Below are 20,583 nucleotides of genomic sequence, written 5' to 3'. Positions count from 1 at the left end.
GTCCTAACAAACCGGATTTTTCATATATAACAGCTTTATGTCGATGACTCCAAAAATCGAAAATACACCTACAAAAGGACACCCTAAAGGCATATACTTACTTTTCGTCACCGAGATGTGGGAACGGTTCAGCTATTATGGAATGAGAGCATTATTTGTTCTTTATATGACAAAAGCTCTGCTTTTTGATAAGGCTTATAGTTCACAAATCTATGGCAGTTATACAGGCTTGGTATATTTAACCCCTCTAATAGGTGGATATATAGCCGATCGTTATTGGGGCAATCGTCGTTCCATTATTGTGGGTGCATTATTGATGGCCGTAGGGCAATTTTTGATGTTTCTTTCCGGTTCTTTTTTCGAAAATGCAGAGTTAGCAACTATATTAATGTTTTCTGGCCTGGGATTCCTTATTTTTGGGAATGGCTTTTTCAAGCCGAATATATCAACTATGGTCGGACAATTGTACAAGCCTGAAGATAAACGAAAGGACTCGGCCTATACAATCTTTTACATGGGAGTAAATACCGGATCTTTTATTGCACCTATTATTTGCGGTGTTCTTGGCGATACAGGACATCCTGCCGATTTCAAGTGGGGATTCCTCGCCGCATGTATTGGAATGTTACTTGGTGTAATTATTTTCTCTTTATGTAAAGACAAATATTTACAAACTCCGTCAGGCGATCCAATCGGTATAATCCCAAACAGCAAAGACACGAAAAGAAGCGAAACCGAGAAAAAATTATCAGAAGAGAAAGAATCACCAGCCATAGAAGAGAAGTTTAATCTTAAAATTGCTATTATATGGGGATTGGCGTGGATACTGTTATTTTTACTTCTTTATTTTGAATTAAATACCGATTTGATCGGCTCTTTGATATTTTCACTTGCCATATCTGCTCCCGGTTATATTATTTCCGATCCTTCGCTCACTAAAGTAGAACGCTCCCGTATTTGGGTTATATACATAATAGCTTTCTTTGTCATATTCTTTTGGTCGGCATTCGAGCAAGCAGGTGCATCCCTTACATATTTTGCCGAAGAACAGACGGACAGGCATCTTGAATTATTCAATTGGACAATCCCTACTTCCTATTTTCAGTCAGTTAATGCTGTAGCTATTATTATATTTGCCCCCATATTCGTTGCCATTTGGGCCAAACTAAGTAAAAGGGGAAAAGAACCGGCATCCCCCTATAAGCAGTCGATTGGATTATTCCTATTAGCCATCGGCTACTTAGTCATAGCATTTGGAGTAAAAGGGCTGGCTCCTGGAATAAAAGTAAGTATGCTCTGGTTAATAAGCCTTTATACAATACATACGTTTGGTGAGCTTTGCTTATCTCCTATCGGCCTATCAATGGTAAATAAGCTTGCTCCTATACGGTTTGCGTCTTTGTTGATGGCCGTATGGTATTTAAGTTCTGCTGCGGCTAATAAATTTGCAGGAACGCTAAGCAGCTATTATCCTGAACCATTGATAGAATTAGCCACAGTTCAATCTGTAGAAAAAGAGAATTCATTAGTACTATTACCTGAAGAGTTTGAAAAAGAAATCATAGATAAAGGCGATAAAAAGGTTATCCCTTTCGATATTATCACTTTTTACAAAATAGAAGATAAAGCGGTGAAAGCAGGGATACAACGTAGCATGGAACAACAACAAATAGAAAATCCCAAAACATTCATCGGATACAGAATTTCGAATTTGTATGAATTCTTTATGCTTTTTGTATTTATGGCCGGAGCTGCATCAGTTATACTATTCTTCCTTTCGAAGCGCTTGATGAAAATGATGCACGGAATAAAATAAGATTATGAGAAAGATTGCTTTTGAACCAATAGTTAATAAAAAATCTCGCATATTGATTCTTGGAACAATGCCCAGTGAAGAGTCTTTGCGAAAAAAAGAACGTTATGGACATAAGAGCAATCAATTTTGGAAAATAATATTTACTCTTTTCCAGAAACCTCTTCCAGAAGATTATAAAGAAAAGAACGCTTTACTTATAGAAAACAACATTGCGATTTGGGATGTATTGGAATCATGTGAAGGAAAAGGAAGTCTTGATACCAATATAAGAAATGAAAAACCGAATAACTTTGAGAAATTCTATAAAAAACACCCCCAAATAAAACATATATTTTTCACGAGTAAGAAAGCCGAAGAGTTTTATAGAAGGTATGTAGGATTCGATGAAAACAGAACATTTATCACATTACCATCTCCCAGTCCGGCAAATGCGACAATGAAACTAAGTGAAAAAATCGAGAAATGGAAAATACTATTGGAGGTAGTTAAATCCTACAGTGAACCTTAGGATAAAAATATTGTTTTTATTATTATCTTTGTCTCAACAGAATATATTCGGATTCTATGGCTCTGAAGCAACAGTTACAACTCAAACAACAACAGAAGCTCTCTCCTCTTCAAATGCAGGTTATTAAATTAACCGAGTTGCCTGTTATTGAATTAGAAGAACGTATTAAGCAGGAACTAGAAGACAATCCAGCCTTAGAAGAGGGACTCGAAGCGACTGATGGTACATCGGAATACGAAGATGATTTTTCTTCCGAAGATGACGTAACTATCACTCAGGAGGAGATAACACTGGGCGATTACCTAAATGAGGAAGAAATCCCCGATTATCAACTTCGCGACAATAACAGGCAAAACACAGGAAAGCATGAAGAAATTCCTTTCTCGGTAGCCTCCTCTCTCCATGAATATCTAATAGAACAACTAGGTGAATGTGAACTAAATGAAAAGGATGAGAAAATTGCAGAATACATAATCGGCAATATCGATGAAAACGGATATTTAGATCGTTCCTTATCTGCTATATCCGATGATCTTATTTTTCAACAAAACATCGATGTATCAGTATTACAACTAGAAAATATTCTACATGTAATTCAGGACTTTGAACCGGCTGGAATAGCGGCACGCAATTTACAAGAATGCTTGTTATTACAATTGGAAAGGAAAGAAAAATCTGATTACACCAACCTTGCCATTAAGATCATAACTGATCACTTCGAAGAATTCTCAAAAAGACATTACGATAAGATTATAAGGCAGCTGGGTACAGACGAGGACCATCTAAAAGGAGCAATACAAGATATAACCACATTGAATCCAAAACCCGGTAATAATTGGGGAGATTCTATGACTATTACCCTTAGTACCATTGTTCCTGATTTCATCGTAGAAACATACAATGGAGAACTTATCCTCAGCATGAACAATCGCAATATTCCCGACTTAAGGGTAAGTCATGAATACTCCAACTTATTGAGAGGTTATGCCGACAATAAAGAAAGCATGTCGACCGATAAAAAGAACGCTGTACTATTTGTAAAACAAAAGCTCGATTCGGCTCGTTGGTTTATCGATGCTATCAAACAACGCCAAGATACATTACAACGCACGATGCAAGCCATCATGGATATGCAATACGACTTTTTTTTCACTGGAGATGAAGCTCAGCTAAAACCAATGATATTAAAAGATGTTGCCCAAAGAACCGGCTATGATATATCAACCATTTCACGTGTAAGCAATAGTAAATATGTACAGACTAATTTTGGTATATATCCACTTAAGTACTTTTTCTCCGAATCTATGCAAACTGATACCGGCGAAGAGATATCCTCCCGTGAAGTAAAAGCTATATTAAAAGAATGCATAGAGAACGAAGATAAAAAGAGACCTCTCACCGATGATAAGCTTTCGGAAATATTGAAAGAAAAAGGCTATATAATAGCTCGCCGAACAGTGGCTAAATATAGGGAACAGATGAATCTTCCTGTTGCCAGATTAAGAAAAGAAATATGATAGAAGAAATAGACGAAGCGCTCGATTCAGGAAATAACCTATCCAATATGGGAAGTGACCACAATTCAGAAAAATCACAATTTCTATATACACCTCCTCAAACAAAGGAACCTCTTCTGGCAAATATCATATCTACAATCTTCCATCCATTATTCATGGGAATATATGGTGTAGCTTTACTTTTCCTATATACCGATTTCAACATTATATTCTCAGGACAATTTATCAGGTTCATGCTACCTGTGGTATTTCTCACATGTGTTGTTCCTGCAAGCAGCATATACTTTTTAAATAAGTCCGGATTAGTAAACAACTACGATCCTACTCGTAAGATTGATTGGTTCATACCCTACCTTCTTGCCTTTTGCTCGTACAGCCTCCTTCTTTACTATTTTGTTTCGGCCAACCTATATACATGGTTTATAGGAATATTGGCAACACCCATCGTTTTAATCGTCATAGGGGCTATTACTACTAAATATTGGAAGATAAGCATGCAAATGATGGCAATGGGTGCACTCATCGGTTGCACTTTGTCAGTTTGTTACAATGTTAAAGGGCTGAATCCATTCATTTTGTTCATCATTTTGTTTATCTTAGCAGGATGTTTAGGTGTATCTCGTCTGATACTTCAACGACATACTCCGACACAAGTATATATTAGCTTTTTAATTGGCCTTATAGTATCATACATTTGTGTTTGGATAGGCACATTTTGGGCTTTTATTGTATTCTTTTTTAAGAACTTATAGTTTAATAACATAGAGAAAAAAATCGAGATTATGAATTTTCCGGAAAATTTGAAGTATTCGAAAGATCACGAGTGGATCAGAGTTGAAGGCGATAAAGCTGTAGTGGGCATCACTGAGTTTGCTCAAAGCGAACTAGGCGAGATCGTATTTGTAGATGTAACTACAGAAGGCGAAACAATCGATAAAGACAATGTATTTGGTAGCGTAGAAGCTGTAAAAACAGTATCTGACCTGTTAATGCCTGTAACCGGTGAAGTCCTTGAAGTAAATACTGAACTTGAAGATAAACCGGAATTAATAAACGAAGATCCATACGGAAAAGGCTGGATTATAAATATAACAATAAAAGATGCTGCTGAACTTGACAGCCTGTTATCGGCAGCAGACTATAAAAAACTAATTGGTAAATAATATAAATGAAACCTATTGTTAGCATAATTATGGGAAGCACTTCTGATCTTCCTGTAATGGAAAAAGCAGCAAAGTTTTTCGATGAAATGGAGATTCCATTCGAGATAAATGCTTTGTCGGCACATCGTACACCTGAGAGAGTGGAAACTTTTGCAAAGGGAGCACACGATAGAGGTATAAAAGTGATTATTGCAGCAGCCGGTATGGCAGCACATCTTCCGGGTGTAATTGCATCAATGACTCCAATCCCGGTTATCGGAGTTCCTATCGACGCTTCACTCGATGGAATGGATGCTTTATTAGCCATTGTACAAATGCCTCCGGGCATTCCGGTTGCCACAGTAGGTATAAATGGATCCCTGAATGCCGCTATTCTTGCATTGCAAATGATAGCAACGGGGGATGACAATCTGCATACAAAATTGGTGGCTTATAAGGAAACATTGAAAGGCAAGATTGAAAAAGCCAATGAAGAGCTGGCTAAAGTTCAATATAAATTCAAAACGAATTAAGAACAATTCTCATTCATAGAGTAACCCCTGTCCTTAACTGAGCAGGGGTTTTCTTTTATATTAAAGTTCCATTTTGTATAAAACAAGATAAAAATTGTATCTTTGGCAAAGCAAAATAAATGGATATGAACTCTGAGGAAATACGCTCTATACTCAATCACGAAGCAGCATCGATACTAAATATACCTGTCACTGATGCTTATACGAAAGCAATAGATCTTATTGTAGAACAAGTGCATACGAGAAAGGGAAAGCTCGTAACAAGTGGAATGGGAAAAGCCGGGCAGATAGCTCAAAACATTGCTACGACTTTCAGTTCGACAGGAACTTCGGCTGTATTCCTACATCCGAGCGAAGCTCAGCATGGAGACTTGGGAATATTGCAAGAAAATGATATTGTACTTGCTATTTCCAATTCAGGAAAAACCAGAGAGATAATAGAATTGATCTCATTAGCCAAAAATCTCATCCCAAATATAAAGTTTATTGTTATAACCAGTAATCAAGAAAGTCTTTTGGCTGAAAAGTCAGATGTATGTATTTTGACAGGACGACCTCAAGAGGTTTGCACTTTAGGCCTAACCCCAACTACATCAACCACAGTGATGACTGTAATTGGAGATATCCTTGTAGTAGGAACAATGAAGCGAATCAAATTCTCAGCGGCAGATTATGCTAAACGTCACCATGGTGGCTATCTAGGTGATAAATCGAGAGAGATGAGCAAATAAACTTAATCTTTGTCTCTAAAACATGGAAAGTAAAAGCTTATCAATCGCTTTTACTACTTGGCTACGCTGACCTGTAAACTTATTTACCATTATTGTAAAGGCATATTTTTTATCTCCATCTATATAATATCCGGCAAAACATTGCACTCCATAAATGCTTCCACTCTTCATAGAAACCTTTCCAGCCAAACGAGTACCCTTTAACCTGTTTTTCACGGTTCCCTCCTTGCCTGCTTTAGGTAAAGATTCGAGGAAATACTGACTATTTTTGCTATCGGTATACATATACACTAATAAATCACACATAAAGGCAGGACTTATAGCATCGGATGGAGCGAGACCACTTCCATCAAACATTGATAATTCTTTTATATTTAACCCTCTATCTTTCCACAATTCTATAGTTTTCTCAATCCCTGCATCCAAAGAAGAGGTATAAATATCAGTATTCTTCGTTCTCCCGATAGTACGAATAAGATGCTCAGCGTAATGATTATTACTACTTACATTAGTTTCTTTTATTATATCTTTTACGGGAAAAGATCGATGACGATAAAAAATGTCTTCCGAAAAGGTTGCCTTTTCTTTCAGATACATATTCTCAAAATATCTATTATATGTATTTTGTACTTTGCCGATAGTATAACCCGAATCAGCCAGCCGTTTTGCCAAAACCTCTCCTAAATACAATCCCGGATTAGGAATATCTCCTTTGATACTAAAAGCCGTACGTTCGACCGGAATATTTCCCGTAAGCAATCTGTCTGTCGAGAAAGGAGTTCCGTGTATATAACCATTATCCTGCCCTGTAGTATTTAAAGTCATTGTATTACGGAAATTAAGATTTATTTCAGGATCAGTTCTTACGATGACAGGACAAGTATCGCGACGCATTGTATTAAAGAATAATTGGTAAGTATTATCAAAAACACTTATACCATAGCTCACTGCTGCATAATAGTTACCCATATCCTGATAAATCCATCTATCTGAAATACCCTCATATCCGAAATAATCATCTATAACTGTTATATCAAGTTTCTTTGTTGAATCGAAATTCTGTTTGACCTTATCTTCCCATTGTGAAATAAATATATAGGGTATATTGTCGAGATGCTTAGTACCGAGGGTTGGATCTCCATAACCATGTATTAACAATCTATTCTCCTGATCCAAGTCCTTTGATAGAGTCGTTTCATATCTGTATTCCGGCCCTAAAACTTCTAAGGCTGTAGCAGTAGTTATCACCTTAAGGATGGATGCCGGAGTGTAGAGCTTATTTGCATTATAAGAAACCAACTCTTTTCCTGAAATATCTTTCACACAAATACCGACCGAAGCATGTTCCAGTTCAGGCGTATCAAGAAATGTATGTATCCCGGCTTGCTTTAACTGTGCACATACGAAAAAAGGTATCAACCATAAGGATAGCGATAATTTTAAAGTCTTTACATTCATCAGGGACAAATTGTTACGAAAAATCAGAAAAATAAAATACCTTTGTAAAGATATAGTAAAAATCTCAATCCTTAGTATCCCAATATGCCATTAGGACAACCATTCGATAAGCCTTTTACCTTCGACCGTACCATCCGGATGTTAATAAGCGTGCTTGCCATAGGACTAGGCCTTTATTTTCTTTATCTGCTAAAAGATGTTTTATTACCGTTTTTTATAGCTTGGCTCCTTGCATATATGCTTAATCCGATGGTTCGTTTCTATCAGAGAAAGTTGCGATTAGCTCATTCCCTAGCAGTAATACTTACGCTATTATCTGTGGCCGGGATAGTTACACTCTTAGGATTTATCTTAATTCCACTGATTGAAAATGAAATATGGCAAATAAATAGCCTCATAGCCACTTACGATTTATCATCTATTAGCCACAATGGTATTCCGGTAAATATAGCAGACATTATAGGACGATATATCGATTACAAGGAATTGCAAGCTACCCTTTCTAAAGATAATATCGTAGAAACAATACAGTATATAAGTCCTGCTTTAGAGAAACTATTCTCCAGTACCATTTCATTCCTTTTTGGGCTAACAGTTATTTTCATCATATTGTTATACCTTATCTTTATTCTACTCGATTATGATAAGATCAACGAACTATGGAGATTTCTCATTCCTCCGAAATATCGCCCATTGGTTGGACGTATAACACTTGATGTAGAAAACAGTATGAATAAATATTTCAGACATCAGGCCTTCATCTGCTGCATCCTTGCTGCCCTCTATGCCACAGGATTTCAAATCATAGGCCTTCCAATGGCTATTTTGTTTGGTATATTTGTGGGATTAGTACATATGATCCCATACCTTCAGGTTATTACCTTTCCTCCTGCCATATTACTTTGTTGGTTACGTGCCTCACAAACTGATGATAGTTTCTGGGCTATGCTAGGATTAGTTGCATTGATATATGTCATTGTACAATGTATCATGGATTTGTTTCTCGTACCTAGAATTATGGGAAAGGCAATGGGCCTAAATCCTGCAATCATCTTACTATCCCTATCTGTATGGGGTTCTCTATTTGGGATTGTGGGTATGATTATTGCAATACCATTAACTACCCTGCTTCTGTCATACTACAAGGAATTCATCATGGCGGCAGAAAGAATACAGGCAGCAGAAGAGTCTCAACAAAACATCCCCTTCGATGAGACTTGAAAACATATGATTTTTTTTGTATCTTTACACCTCTTTTTCAAAGAACGATATAAAACAAAAATACAATGCAATTAACAGCTAAATTGATCCAAGTGCTACCTGTACAAACAGGAATGGGAAAAAATGGAGAATGGAGGAAACAAAGTATAATACTTGAAACAGATGGGATGTATCCAAAAAAAGTTTGTATGACTTTCTGGGGAGACAAGATTAACGAATCTGTCTTACAGATTGGCAATATCCTTGATGTTTCTTTTGATATAGAAAGCCGTGAATATAACGGAAACTGGTATACCGACTTACGTGCATGGAAAGTAGATCCGGCAGGAGCGGCAGCACCATCAGCAGCGCCAGGATATGGAGCATCAAATCAACCTGCTCCGGCAGCACCTCCAGTAGATTTTAGCGGGGATAGTGGAGACGATCTTCCTTTCTAATATCAATTTTACAAGATAAAGCTTTGTCCTTCGGGAAATTAATCATATCTTTGCGCCTCGTTTAATATTATATAAATAATAACTATGTATTTAGATTCAGCTAAAAAGCAAGAAATCTTCGCAAAACACGGGAAGTCTAACACTGATACTGGCTCACCTGAAGCTCAGATAGCATTGTTTTCATACCGTATTTCGCATTTGACTGAACACTTAAAGTCAAATAAGAAAGATTATAACACAGAAAGATCACTAAGACGCCTTGTAGGTAAACGTCGTCGTTTACTAGATTACCTGATGGATAACGACATCGAAAGATATCGTTCTATTATCAAAGAACTTGGTATCAGAAAGTAATTCTTTCAGTAAAGGAAATTGTAAAAGAGATTGTTTCATCAAGAACAATCTCTTTTTGTTATATCTTTATCCATCATTTCAAATAAGAATAAAAAAAGATTAACCAGGGATGAATAAGTTAACAATAATAAAAGTAGGTGGAAAGATTGTTGAAGAAGAGCAATCACTCAAACAATTATTAAAAGACTTCTCTCAAATTGAAGGCAATAAAATACTTGTACACGGAGGTGGACGTTCTGCCACCAAATTAGCTGAACGTTTAGGTATAGAAAGCCATATGGTCAATGGCCGCCGAATAACAGACAAAGAAACTTTAGAAGTCGTTACTATGGTCTATGGCGGATTGGTGAACAAAAATATAGTAGCCGGATTACAAGCCTTGGGAGTAAATGCTCTTGGTCTTACAGGTGCAGACCTGAATATGATAAGATCAGAAAAACGCCCTGTAAAAGATATCAACTATGGCTTTGTCGGAGATGTAAAAGAAGTAAACGCTTCAATGCTATCTACCCTAATTTCTCAGGGTATAATTCCTATATTAGCGCCGTTGACACATGACAAACAGGGCAATATACTTAATACAAACGCTGATACTATTGCAGGTGAAACAGCAAAAGCATTAGCTCCTTTATTTGACGTTAGCCTTGTATACTGTTTCGAAAAGAAAGGAGTATTGATGGACGAGAACGATGACAACAGTGTTATACCACATATAACCAAAACTGATTTTGATAGGCTTGTAAAAGAAGGTATAATTCAAGGAGGCATGATTCCTAAACTGGAAAATGCATTTCAATCCATTGAAGCCGGAGTTAATGAAGTCGTAATAACCAGTGTTTCAGAAATAAGTAAAAAATCAGGAACTTGTATTCAAAAGAAGTAAAAGAATGGGATAACTCATTATTTTTCAACTCAGAATAGCATATATTGAAAATAAATATATATTTGTACCTGTAATATTAAAAGACACTTTTACTAACACTCTAATTTATTCGTTTATGAAAACTATCCTTAAGACATGTATTATTGCATTTGCCTTACTATTAACTATAAGTGCTAATGCTCAGGAAAAGCCGATTACTTTTGGGATAAAAGCAGGTATGAATCTTTCTAATATGACAGAAGATTTGGAGGCTGATGCTAAAATAGGATTTAATATAGGTATGACATTAGATTACGCTTTTACCTCTAATCTATACCTACTAACGGGATTAGATTATTCGTTAGAAGGGTCAAAAGAAGGTGATTCAAAAATAAATCTGTCTTATCTGAAACTACCTGCGCACATCGGATATAAATTACCAGTCACTGACAACTTTAAGATGATATTTCATGCAGGGCCATATATTGCATATGCTATCGATGGGAAATACAAGGCGGGAGCAGTAAGTATTGACGCCTTTAATGATGATCTAGTAGAAGTCTTAGGTTATAAGATGAAACGATTTGATTTTGGATTAGGTCTTGGCGTTGGAGCTGAATTTGATAAAATCTGTGTTGGAGTAGGTTATGATTTGGGTTTAACCGATATCCTTGATATTAAAAACAGTGCTACGATTAAAGAAATAACTGGAATAGGAGATCCTAAAGGTAAAAACATGAATGCCTACCTAACAGTAGGGTATAAATTCTAGTTAGTTGAATATAATACAAGTACCTCTAAAGGTATCACATAGATAAATAAAAAAGCCTCATATTCATTTATGAGGCTTTTTTATTCTTAATTTAGCAATAACTCTTTAAACTTTTCAAAATTGTTATCCAAACTGATACTTTTCTTTTCCCCCTTCATAAAAGCCCGTAGCTTATCAGGAATCGCAACATCTTGCTTTATAATAGACTCTACAGTTTCAAGGAATTTCGCCGGATGAGCAGTTTCAAGGAAAATTCCTGTTTCATCTATGTTCAAATTTTCTATTAAAGCCTGATATCCACATGCGCCATGAGGGTCGAGCAGATAGCCTGTTTCTTTATAAGTATCTCTGACCACTTCTTTAATTGTATCATCATTATACCATCCTCCTGATATATCTTTCTTGACCTCAGCATGTGAGTGATCATACAGATCAATTACTCGGGCAAAGTTACTCGGGTCTCCAACATCCATTGCGTTCGCTATAGTCTGAACGGAAGGACGAGGACTATATTTTGCGGTTTGAAGATACTCATAGAATATATCGTTACTATTATTGGCCGCAATGAAACGTTTAATAGGTAATCCCATACGTTTAGCGATCAACCCGGCAGTAATATTCCCGAAGTTTCCACTAGGAACAGAAAATACCACATTCTTTGCTTTGCCTTGTTTTGCCAGTTGGGCATAAGCATAAAAATAATAGAATGATTGAGGTAAGAATCTTGCCACATTGATAGAGTTAGCCGAGGTAAGATTCAACTTTTTATTTAATTCATCATCCAGAAATGCGGTTTTGACCAAAGTCTGACAATCGTCGAATGTACCATCAACCTCAATTGCTGTTATATTTTGCCCTAAAGTCGTAAATTGGCATTCTTGTATCTGGCTCACTTTACCTTTAGGGTAAAGCACGTATACATGAATCCCTTCAACCCCTAAAAATCCATTTGCTACAGCACTTCCCGTATCTCCGGATGTAGCTACAAGGACCTTTACATCCTTCTGACCTTGCTTTTTGATAAAATAACCTAACAAACGGGCCATAAAGCGCCCTCCTACATCCTTAAATGCTAAGGTAGGACCATGAAACAACTCCAAGCTATATATATTGTCATTTACATGAACCACCGGAGCATCAAAGTTGAGCGTATCATAGACAATCTGCTTTAATACATCAGCCTCGACATCTTCTCCGAAGAAAGCATCAGCAACATTATAAGCAATCTCCTGAAAGCTCATATTGCCAATATCATCGAAGAACGATTGAGGTAACAACTTTATCACCTCAGGCATAAAAAGCCCTTTATCCGGAGCCAATCCTTTCACAACAGCCTCTTGCAGACTCACTTCAGGTGTTTTCCTATTTGTACTATAATACTTCATTCAATTTTATTTTAAGGCCGTTGACCTATTTATTATTTTGTAAATGTAACATTAATTTATCCTATAGTATGGGTTTACGAAAATAATAAAATGCAAGCAAAGACACAACAAACAAAACATTGTAATTATATTTTCAGGATTTTGATATCATAATAAAAATCGAAAAACATATATAATTTCATTTGTCAGAATACAATTCATTCGCATTATTTATTTTTTCTCACTTATCCTCTTAAACCGTTCAGTAGTTGATAATACACTGTTTACATACTTCATTGTTTCCCCTCCTCTGAAATACCCACTTTTGCAAACAGAGTCGTTATAATATTCCGGGTTACTTTTTAGTTCAAGATATTTTTGTACGTTTCCTTCCCATACATAAGGGTTTGCCCCATATTTTGAAGCAAGAGCCTGCGCATCGTTAATATGCCCATTCCCTGCATTATAGGCTGCGAGAATGAATTTTTCTCGTTCTTGCATATTATCTACTTTTCTGAATATCTTATCCAACCTGTCCAGCAAATCTACTGCAGCTCCTATGCTAAGATCAGGATTCATGCGATCTTCACTTTTAAGCCCCAGAGATGCTGCCGTACGTGGCATTAAACCCATAATGCCGGCAGCCCCGGCCCATGAAGTCAGATTATTTAGGAAGCGGGATTCGTGATAACATATTGCAGCCAGAAAATGCCAATCGTATTTAGTTCCTTTAGCATGTTTTTTAAATAGATCATCATAGATAGAAACTGCACCTTTAGGCAGGTTTTTTGGTATTTCATAATCCCCTTCAAAAGGCTGTTTACTTAACTCAAAATACTTCTTGATAATACTTCTATAAACCGGAGTATTGCCATTTTCCGCAAACCAATCGTCTAAAGCTTTTGCCAGATCAGGAGTGTCTTTTCGTACAGCCCATGATGAACGTTGTTCAAAACTTACCTGTAAAGAGATATTTATGTTTTTAAAATAAGTCCGGTTCAGCTTAGCAATGTATTCATCGGCTATAGTATACTTTATTTTACCAAGAGCTACCATTTCTATAAGATCTTCACTGGTAATAGTATCTTCACTTACCGGATGTATTTTTATCCCGCCTCCTAATTCAGAGTCGAGGTTGAGTAGCCGCTGGTGGTATTTTGTATTGCCTTCTACATATACTTCCTTTCCTATAAGTTCTGTTACATCTTGTATGATTGTGTCTCCCTTGTTAGATGATTGAACTAGTACCTGATGTGTAATTTGTTGTAGCCCACAATATGTTATAGAATCCTTCAGCTCGTTTTGGATGGGAACGGCAAAAGCGATAAGATCACCTTCTCCATTATTCAGCATCTCAATCAAGCGATGTACATTCTCTGCGACCTTGACATTTAGCTTTAAACCATAGTGATCACAAAAATCCTGTGCCAGATCATAGTCATACCCCATAGGTTCTTCTTTATAAATAAAGTATGAGGTGGAGCTATTTAGAGTGATTATGTTAAGCTCGCCTTTTTCCTTTATCTGATCAAAATCATGGATTGATCGTTCTGTTTTCTTTTTACACGAAAATAAAAAGCAGACACAGAGTAGCAGACAGATTGAGATAGGTTTCATTATGTAACTCTATTTGTATAACAACATTGCGAACATCTAGTCTTAGTACCTTCTAATGCAATAACAATAAAGACACTAAGTATATGAAACTAGAACTTGAAGTTACCAGTTATAATATCTTCGACCTTTATATTATATTCGGCAACAACTTCTCTTACCACATCTGCAGCACTAGGTAAATCATTTATTAAAGAACTGATTTGTCCTATTTCCAATTCACCTTCCGACAAATCACCTTCAAAGATTCCCTTCTTTGAACGTCCTCGTCCCAATAATGTTCTCATTTCTTCTTGCGATGCTCCCCTATCTTCGGCTTCTTGCACAGCATTATAGAAATCGTTTTTAACGAGACGTGTCGGACTTAGTTTCTTCAACGAAAGCATTGTATCCCCTTCTTTCAACCCAATACATAATTCTTTAAACTCTTGAGATGCTGAACTTTCCTGAGTTAGAGCAAAGCGTGTACCCATTTGTATACCTTCTGCACCTAAAGCAAAGGCGGCCAGCATGCCATTTCCAGTACCTATACCTCCGGCTGCAATGAGTGGGATGTTTATACTTTGTCTTACCTGAGGAATAAGCACCATAGTTGATGTTTCCTCACGACCGTTATGTCCTCCAGCTTCAAATCCTTCGGCAACAACAGCATCAACTCCAGCCTCCTGACACTTTAAAGCAAATTTAGAGCTAGACACTACATGGGTTACAATAATACCTTGATCTTGAAGTTTTTTTGTCCAAAGTTTTGGATTACCAGCTGAGGTGAATACTATTTTTACTCCTTCCGAAATAATAATATCCATAATCGTATCTATTTCAGGATACATAAGCGGGACATTTACTCCGAAAGGTTTATCTGTCGCTGTTTTACATTTTTGAATATGTTCGCGAAGTGTTTCCGGGTGCATTGAACCAGCACCTATAAGACCTAATCCTCCTGCATTACTTACAGCTGAAGCCAGTCTCCAACCACTACACCATACCATTCCGCCCGATATTATGGGATATTTAATTCCAAATAAAGAAGTTATTCTGTTAGTCATTAGTTAATATTTTTATTTTGTGCCCTACAAATTTATTAAAATATTGGCTTATAAAGAAAATAAGGATGAAATGGCTCTTTTAATTAACAACTATCATTCTTAGTAAAAAGGCTGAAAATTGGCTTTATTCTCCATTTACTCTTGCATTATAATATTTTATAAAGTCTTCTTCTCCTTTCTCCTCCAATAATTTTTGATTCTCAATAAAGTTCTGCCCATATTTAAGCCAGCGTTTAGCGAAACTTTTAAGTTTACTACATGGAAATATTTTGCACTCATAACAATGCTGTATTTCTCTTTCCTTACAGCATAAATGAAATGTTTTGCAATTCTCACATCTGGCTTTATTAATCTCGGCGCCAGGACAAGGTTTTAATTTTCTGACATATATAGGACAGCCTCCACAGAATACACCACAGGCTGGTATACGCCCTGTGTATAACTTAATTATTATAGATTCAGTTTGTTTGGTGCTTTTCATCGGTAGCTATTTGAAGACTTATATTGTCAAATATAAGTAATTTGTATCTTTGCCCTTCAATAATATAAGAATTTCATGAAAAATTATAAAGTTTTGTTTGTCTGCCTCGGTAATATTTGTCGATCTCCAGCCGGTGAAGGAATTTTTAAAAAGCTGGTAAAAGAACAAGGTTGGGAAGATAAAGTAATTGTAGATTCGGCCGGAACATCAGGTTACCATGACGGTGAACTCCCTGATCCAAGAATGCGCCGACATGGTGCACGTAGGGGGTATAAGTTTGATTCTTTATCCCGAAAATTTACGAGCAAAGACTTCTATGATTTCGATATTATTCTGGCAATGGACGACAGTAATTACCATAATATTATGCGTCTCGCTCCTGATCTCGATTCACAAAAGAAAGTATATCGTATGGTAGAGTTTTCTCAACGTTTCGGGCACGACCATATACCGGACCCGTATTATTCCGGTGCAGACGGTTTTGAACTCGTTCTTGATCTTCTGGAGGATGCCTGTGAAGGACTAATAGATCAAATAAAAAAGGGTGGATTATAAAAGTTAGTCCACTTCCTCTCTTTTTATCTTAAATTTACTTATCAATTGTATTGTCCTTAAATTTGCACCTTCTTTGGTTAAATGGACTGGGGAATCATATATCATATGATATGGTATTGCAAAGTCATTAGGAGTACCTAATATCTTAAATTTCTTTTCTTTATATTTTTCTTCAATCAGAAACATATCTTTCGTTTGATAATACGTGTCCAACATTCCTGGGTATGATATATAAACCACGGCTCCTCTTTTTTCCGTTTTCTCTATAAAATTAAAAAGATAGTCCATCATAATAGGGTTATATTGATAATCCATTTTTTCCATACTAGAATTTCGGTCGATCTCAGGCTTAGGCATCTCCCAATGAGCAACAGCATCCCCATATTCATTATATGCACTTCTGGCGTATTCTGGAGCAATACTTGCCTTATAATTTTTATAGCTTGTAATCCGTATCTTCGTACTAAGATAATAGGGTACTTCTTTAATCATATTTTGCCATTGGCGAAAGCCAATCTTTTGTATATTTGATAAAGAGACATCAAATACCATACGTAATAGCTCGCCTCCTCCATACCCATTGTTACCCTCAAATTGAGAATATTCTGGTATTATTATAGTATCTTTATCTTGAATATACGAATTCAAGTTGTCTAACATAAATTTTAAACCTATTGATGCATGATACCCTGTATTAATAGGATTTAGGCCTAAAGAATCTTTAATTATTTGGCTATTTATCCCCATTCCGATATTGGACCCTCCTACTAATATAAGTCTAGGCTGTGGTGTATGTTGCAACAAAGAGTCTTTCTGGATAGAACTAAATAATAAAGATTCTCTGCTTCTTGGTGTTGCAGGTAAAAACAATATAAGTATTGCTAACAAAAAAAGGAGCAATATAAAATATATAATATCGATAATAAATCTTCTCATTTTAATTAAAACTGGAAATATATAAATCCTGGGGTAATATTCGGTTGAGTTAATGATGCAATAATAAATATTAAAAGAATATAGAAAAGCCAACGAAAGGGTCTATATAATTTCTTTCCAAAATATTCTAAAGCAAAATTATTCCTTCGACCAATCCATTCTACAATAACTAGAAAAGTAATTAGAAGGAATATAAGTTGATGTGAAAAATAGGAGGAATAAGAGAATAGAGAAGTATTGAAAATTCCAAAAATATAAGAAATTGCAGTAGAAATATCATTCGCTCTAAAGACTATCCATGCAAACATAGTAAGAGTAAATGTTATAAGTATTTGCACAACTTCTTTTAAAGAAGGTAAAAGATTGTTTTCTGCAACCACATTTAAGGATCTTCTGTTACTTTTCATTATGATAGAAGGCATTATATATAAAGCATTCAAAGCACCCCACATAATGAATGTCCAATTAGCTCCATGCCAAAAACCACTTATAATGAAAATAATAAAAGTATTACGTACCCTCATCCATGTTCCTCCTTTACTACCTCCAAGTGGTATGTATAAGTAGTCTTTAAACCATGATGACAAAGATATGTGCCACCTTCTCCAAAACTCAGCTATGTCTCGGGAGAAATATGGATAATTGAAATTCTTTAAAAGATTTATCCCAAACAATTTTGACACACCTAATGCGATGTCCGAATATCCAGAGAAGTCACAATAAATTTGAATACTAAAAAGGAATGCACCTAATATTAATGTACTACCAGGTAGAGTTTCATAATTCGTAAAGATTGAATCAACAGGCCCAGCACATAAATCTGCAATTGCCATCTTTTTAAATAATCCCCAAAGTATTTGTTTGAGACCTTCTGTTGCTTGGAGATAATTAAACTGGCGTTTAACTTTTAATTGAGGTAATAAATGGCCAGCCCGCTCGATAGGCCCTGCTACAAGAAGAGGAAAATAGCTAACAAACAAAGAATAATCAAGTAAATTCTTCGTATACTCTGTTTTATTGTTGTAAATATCTATAATATATGACATTCCATGAAATGTGTAGAATGAAATGCCTACAGGTAAGATAATATATAATGTGTGAAAACTTTGATTTATGCCAACAGACAGCAATAAAGAATTAAACGTATCAATAAAAAAGTTATAATATTTAAAAAATCCAAGTAACCCGATATTAACACTCAAGGCTACTATTAATAATATTTTTTTATTGCTATTTGATAAACTAATTAATATACCTGAAATATAATTTATTAATATGGAAAATATCAAAAGGAACAAAAAACGCCAATCCCAAGAAGCGTAAAAATAAAAGCTCGCAATTAATAATAAAAAATTTTGACTTGTTTTTGTTTTGCTTAAAAGAAACCAATGTGCGAGAAATACAATTGGAAGAAAAATTAAGAATGATTGTGAATCAAAAAGCATTGAAGTCTTGTTTGTAATGATTGAGTCTCAGCGCGCAAAGATAGATATTTTTTTAACAAATAAATTAATTCACCCTATCAATTTGCCCGCCTTCAAAGAAATTGACTATATTCTTTGCAACCTCAATCTCCATTTCCATACGTGCAGCGTATGTTTTTGTTCCTGCATGAGGAGATAACACGACATTATCGAGTCCGATAAGCTCTTGCGGAATCTTCGGTTCGTTTTCAAAAACATCGAGACCAGCAGCATATATCTCACCGTTTTTCAATGCTTGGGCTAACGCTTGAGCATCGACCAATTGTCCGCGCGCTGTATTGATAAGAATTGCACTATTCTTCATTTTCTTAAACTCAACCTCACTCATTAAATGATAGGTTTCGGCTGTAGCCGGGGCGTTTAAAGAAATAAAATCAGATTCTTTTAGTAATGTATCGAAATCAACATAAACAGCATTGTATTTTTCCTCTATCTCCTTAGGCAAAGCATGTCTGTTATAATAGATAATTTTCATACCGGATGCAACAGCTCGACGCGCGACTGCTTGTCCGATACGTCCCATACCGTATATACCCAATGTTTGTCCATATAAAGGCATACCTAGATCTCCGTACAGGCTCCAATCTAGACGTGTATTATTATGTAACTTATGATTGTAATACGCCACTTTGCGAGCCGTTGCTAACATCAATGTAAAACATAGCTCTGCCGTAGGTTCAAGTACGGATTGAGGCGTATTGGTTACAGTAATACCTTTTGTTGCAGCGTAGTCCGTATCAATATTGTTATATCCCACGCCGAAATTAGCTATAAGCTTTAGATTACTCCCTGCATCTATCATCTCAGGATCGGTCTTGAATGAGAAGTTAGGTACAAAGGCGTCGACATCTGATATGCGCTCCATTATTTCCGATCTTGAGAATAATGGTTTTTCGGGATAAATCACTTCATACTTTTCATCAAGCGAAGCAAAGCCCTCTCTTATGAAGTTATGTCCCATTAATATCTTTTTCATAATCTAATTACTTTAGAGAATTCTTTTTTCAATAAGTATCTCGCGAACCTTTATCCAGTCAACATAAGGCCTCTCCGATTCAGGATCATCTGTTACTAGAGGGCACCCGAGATTTGCATCATCAATATAAAGATGCCCATATGCCTTTGGGGACGAAGTCCAGAAACGTTGTTTCGGATTTTTTTGCACACCATATAGCGGGATATTATTATCGGTGAACCACTGAACTGCTTCGGTTAATATTTTCTCCTCTACAACAACTTCCTGTCCGTCTATTTTCTTTTTACTTTTACGGTCACTCCTCATAGTGAAAAGGATCAATTTGTGACCCTTCTCTGTTAGTTCCTTCAAAACAGGTATTGCTCCTATATCTTTCCCTATTCTCGGGAATTCGTGCGACACACATGTGCCATCAAAATCTATACATATATCCATCATATTATCTATAACAGGGTATTACTTTATTTTGTTTAAAAAGGAAAACTCAGGCCAATAGGCCTGAGCTTTGTATATACATTTATCATTAACTAATAGAAAATCCTTTATTTCTCTATATTATTAGTACCGTTAATGTCGTCCTCAAGTCCATTTACTCCGTCCTTGAAGTTTTTAACGCCTTTGCCGATCCCCTTCATCAATTCAGGAATTTTTTTACCTCCAAATAAAAGTAAAACAACAATAGCAATAATAATTATTTCTCCAGTACCTAAATTACCTAAAAATAGAAGTGTGTTCATCGGGCTAAAATATTTAAAAGATTACATATTTATATTTAC

23 protein-coding genes are annotated in these 20,583 nt (G+C 35.9%); 13 read left to right on the top strand and 10 right to left on the bottom strand.

Going from position 1 to position 20,583, the window contains the following annotated elements; translation table 11 throughout:
• Positions 1–43 precede the first annotated feature (43 nt).
• The 7 genes from JGH11_RS07780 to JGH11_RS07750 all read left to right on the top strand — a co-directional run bounded on the left by JGH11_RS07780 (position 44) and on the right by JGH11_RS07750 (position 6,247).
• On the top strand, positions 44–1,816 hold the full coding sequence (locus JGH11_RS07780) for a peptide MFS transporter (protein WP_201111012.1): 1,773 nt from the start codon (positions 44–46) through the stop codon (positions 1,814–1,816).
• Between the two features lie 4 nt (positions 1,817–1,820).
• Positions 1,821–2,324, top strand: a complete 504-nt coding sequence (locus tag JGH11_RS07775) for a DNA-deoxyinosine glycosylase (protein ID WP_201111011.1) — start codon at positions 1,821–1,823, stop codon at positions 2,322–2,324.
• 56 nt (positions 2,325–2,380) lie between these two features.
• The gene (gene rpoN, locus JGH11_RS07770) at positions 2,381–3,841 is read left to right on the top strand and encodes an RNA polymerase factor sigma-54 (protein WP_201111010.1); all 1,461 of its coding nucleotides are present in this window, start codon (positions 2,381–2,383) and stop codon (positions 3,839–3,841) included.
• The gene (locus JGH11_RS07765; protein WP_201111009.1) at positions 3,838–4,593 is read left to right on the top strand and encodes a phosphatase PAP2 family protein; all 756 of its coding nucleotides are present in this window, start codon (positions 3,838–3,840) and stop codon (positions 4,591–4,593) included. The genes rpoN and JGH11_RS07765 overlap by 4 nt, the downstream gene beginning before the upstream one ends.
• Before the next feature lie 30 nt (positions 4,594–4,623).
• Positions 4,624–5,004 carry a glycine cleavage system protein GcvH gene (gene gcvH, locus JGH11_RS07760; RefSeq protein ID WP_201111008.1) on the top strand — a complete coding sequence of 127 codons (381 nt, stop codon included), beginning with the start codon at positions 4,624–4,626 and terminating at the stop codon, positions 5,002–5,004.
• 5 nt (positions 5,005–5,009) lie between these two features.
• The gene (gene purE, locus JGH11_RS07755) at positions 5,010–5,516 is read left to right on the top strand and encodes a 5-(carboxyamino)imidazole ribonucleotide mutase (protein WP_201111007.1); all 507 of its coding nucleotides are present in this window, start codon (positions 5,010–5,012) and stop codon (positions 5,514–5,516) included.
• Between the two features lie 125 nt (positions 5,517–5,641).
• Positions 5,642–6,247, top strand: coding sequence for an SIS domain-containing protein (locus tag JGH11_RS07750; RefSeq protein WP_201111027.1), 606 nt, complete (start codon positions 5,642–5,644; stop codon positions 6,245–6,247).
• Positions 6,248–6,262: 15 nt separating this feature from the next.
• On the opposite strand, the gene dacB is transcribed toward JGH11_RS07750, so the two are convergent.
• Positions 6,263–7,705: a D-alanyl-D-alanine carboxypeptidase/D-alanyl-D-alanine-endopeptidase gene (dacB, locus tag JGH11_RS07745; protein ID WP_201111006.1), complete on the bottom strand. Its 1,443-nt coding sequence runs from the start codon at positions 7,703–7,705 to the stop codon at positions 6,263–6,265.
• An 84-nt stretch (positions 7,706–7,789) separates the two neighbouring features.
• Between dacB and JGH11_RS07740 the strand changes: the two genes are divergently transcribed.
• From JGH11_RS07740 to JGH11_RS07720, 5 genes are all read left to right on the top strand, one after another.
• Positions 7,790–8,926, top strand: coding sequence for an AI-2E family transporter (locus JGH11_RS07740; protein WP_201111005.1), 1,137 nt, complete (start codon positions 7,790–7,792; stop codon positions 8,924–8,926).
• Between the two features lie 65 nt (positions 8,927–8,991).
• Positions 8,992–9,363 (top strand): DUF3127 domain-containing protein, encoded by a 372-nt coding sequence (locus JGH11_RS07735; protein ID WP_201111004.1) that lies wholly within the window; start codon positions 8,992–8,994, stop codon positions 9,361–9,363.
• An 84-nt stretch (positions 9,364–9,447) separates the two neighbouring features.
• Positions 9,448–9,717 carry a 30S ribosomal protein S15 gene (rpsO, locus tag JGH11_RS07730; protein WP_201111003.1) on the top strand — a complete coding sequence of 90 codons (270 nt, stop codon included), beginning with the start codon at positions 9,448–9,450 and terminating at the stop codon, positions 9,715–9,717.
• Positions 9,718–9,826: 109 nt separating this feature from the next.
• Positions 9,827–10,600 (top strand): acetylglutamate kinase, encoded by a 774-nt coding sequence (gene argB, locus JGH11_RS07725; protein ID WP_201111002.1) that lies wholly within the window; start codon positions 9,827–9,829, stop codon positions 10,598–10,600.
• A gap of 115 nt (positions 10,601–10,715) precedes the next feature.
• Positions 10,716–11,351: a porin family protein gene (locus tag JGH11_RS07720; protein WP_201111001.1), complete on the top strand. Its 636-nt coding sequence runs from the start codon at positions 10,716–10,718 to the stop codon at positions 11,349–11,351.
• Positions 11,352–11,437: 86 nt separating this feature from the next.
• Here JGH11_RS07720 and thrC read toward each other — a convergent pair whose 3' ends face one another.
• The 4 genes from thrC to JGH11_RS07700 all read right to left on the bottom strand — a co-directional run bounded on the left by thrC (position 11,438) and on the right by JGH11_RS07700 (position 15,856).
• On the bottom strand, positions 11,438–12,736 hold the full coding sequence (gene thrC, locus JGH11_RS07715; protein WP_201111000.1) for a threonine synthase: 1,299 nt from the start codon (positions 12,734–12,736) through the stop codon (positions 11,438–11,440).
• Between the two features lie 210 nt (positions 12,737–12,946).
• The gene (locus JGH11_RS07710) at positions 12,947–14,332 is read right to left on the bottom strand and encodes a transporter substrate-binding domain-containing protein (RefSeq protein WP_201110999.1); all 1,386 of its coding nucleotides are present in this window, start codon (positions 14,330–14,332) and stop codon (positions 12,947–12,949) included.
• An 89-nt stretch (positions 14,333–14,421) separates the two neighbouring features.
• Positions 14,422–15,375 carry a nitronate monooxygenase family protein gene (locus JGH11_RS07705; protein ID WP_201110998.1) on the bottom strand — a complete coding sequence of 318 codons (954 nt, stop codon included), beginning with the start codon at positions 15,373–15,375 and terminating at the stop codon, positions 14,422–14,424.
• A gap of 124 nt (positions 15,376–15,499) precedes the next feature.
• A complete protein-coding gene (locus tag JGH11_RS07700; RefSeq protein WP_236263910.1) occupies positions 15,500–15,856 on the bottom strand; it encodes a DUF3795 domain-containing protein in 357 nt (118 codons plus the stop codon).
• A 75-nt stretch (positions 15,857–15,931) separates the two neighbouring features.
• Here JGH11_RS07700 and JGH11_RS07695 point away from each other — a divergent pair, with 75 nt between their 5' ends.
• A complete protein-coding gene (locus JGH11_RS07695; RefSeq protein ID WP_201110997.1) occupies positions 15,932–16,411 on the top strand; it encodes a low molecular weight protein-tyrosine-phosphatase in 480 nt (159 codons plus the stop codon).
• Positions 16,412–16,414: 3 nt separating this feature from the next.
• Here the strand turns inward: JGH11_RS07695 and JGH11_RS07690 are convergent, their stop codons facing one another.
• The 5 genes from JGH11_RS07690 to tatA all read right to left on the bottom strand — a co-directional run bounded on the left by JGH11_RS07690 (position 16,415) and on the right by tatA (position 20,544).
• Positions 16,415–17,347 carry a hypothetical protein gene (locus JGH11_RS07690; RefSeq protein WP_201110996.1) on the bottom strand — a complete coding sequence of 311 codons (933 nt, stop codon included), beginning with the start codon at positions 17,345–17,347 and terminating at the stop codon, positions 16,415–16,417.
• A 5-nt stretch (positions 17,348–17,352) separates the two neighbouring features.
• Entirely contained in the window at positions 17,353–18,393 is a 1,041-nt protein-coding gene (locus JGH11_RS07685) for an MBOAT family protein (protein WP_236263909.1), read from the bottom strand.
• Between the two features lie 463 nt (positions 18,394–18,856).
• A complete protein-coding gene (locus JGH11_RS07680) occupies positions 18,857–19,807 on the bottom strand; it encodes an NAD(P)-dependent oxidoreductase (protein ID WP_201110994.1) in 951 nt (316 codons plus the stop codon).
• Between the two features lie 12 nt (positions 19,808–19,819).
• Entirely contained in the window at positions 19,820–20,242 is a 423-nt protein-coding gene (locus JGH11_RS07675; protein ID WP_201111025.1) for an HAD family hydrolase, read from the bottom strand.
• A gap of 107 nt (positions 20,243–20,349) precedes the next feature.
• Complete coding sequence (gene tatA, locus JGH11_RS07670) at positions 20,350–20,544, bottom strand: twin-arginine translocase TatA/TatE family subunit (protein ID WP_201110993.1); 195 nt, start codon at positions 20,542–20,544, stop codon at positions 20,350–20,352.
• Positions 20,545–20,583 lie beyond the last annotated feature (39 nt).

Source organism: Dysgonomonas sp. Marseille-P4677 (genome assembly GCF_016652235.1).
In the GTDB taxonomy this organism is placed as follows: Bacteria; Bacteroidota; Bacteroidia; order Bacteroidales; family Dysgonomonadaceae; genus Dysgonomonas.
This window is presented reverse-complemented; position numbering and strand designations above follow the sequence as displayed.